We start from the raw sequence: 960 nt of genomic DNA on the forward strand, positions 1-960 counted from the left end.
CATGGGAGTCCTCTAGATATTCCACTTTCTAAAGAAGAGAAACCTTTCTGGAACAACCTGTATGAATTAGGCCTGCAACTACAAGATAAGTATGAAGTGAAAGCTGCCCTGGTTGTCTCTGCCCATTGGTGTACCCAGGGTACGTTTGTAAACATCTCCCCGGAGCAAACGCAGATCTATGACTACTATGGATTTCCTAAAGAATACTACGATGTGAAGTACCAGGCTAAAGGTGCGCCAACCATCGCCCAGGAAGTGAAGAAAATCATTCCTTCCGTGCAGGAAACTCCGGAGTGGGGTCTGGATCATGGTGCCTGGCCGATGCTGATGCATCTATTCCCGCAGGTCAATATTCCGGTGTTTCAGATGAGCATTGATTACCACGCGAAACCAGAGTATCATTTCGAACTAGGAAAGCAATTGAAGTCACTGCGGGAAAAGGGTGTGCTCATTATAGGCAGCGGCTCTATGATCCACAACCTGAAACTGGCGGGGCAGAAATTCCGGAGTGGTGATTTAACTCCTTTTGGCTGGGAAGCAGATTACGATCACTGGCTCAAAAAGCAGCTGGACGGGCGGAACTTCAATAATCTTATTCAGTACGAGACAAGCCATAAGCTAGGCAAATTGGCTTCTCCAACTCCCGACCATTATGTGCCGGTGCTTTACAGCTTAGGCTTATTGGACAGGAAGGATGAGCTGAAGCATTTTTACGAAGGCGAAGTAACTATTCCTGCCTTCAGTGAACGCAGTTTTATACTTGAGAATAACGCATAAGGAAGAAGCAAACTAGTTAAACACAAATTCGAAAATCATGGAAGAAAACAAAATAAACAGCAGCCTTAAGGAGACTTTGAAGCCATTTAAAGTAGAGGGTATTACCTGGCACGCCCTGACGCTTGAAGAATCTCAGTTCGAGGCTTATAAAAAGATGTTAATTGATGTAATGGGGTTAAAAAT

Annotated in this window: 1 protein-coding gene; it reads left to right on the top strand. The window is 44.7% G+C overall.

Annotated elements, in window-relative coordinates; all coding sequences use genetic code 11:
• Window positions 1–777 (top strand): dioxygenase family protein (locus OB13_RS20805; protein WP_461492102.1); only part of this gene is annotated, 777 nt, incomplete at its 5' end.
• Window positions 778–960 lie beyond the last annotated feature (183 nt).

Source organism: Pontibacter sp. HJ8, from assembly GCF_054824225.1.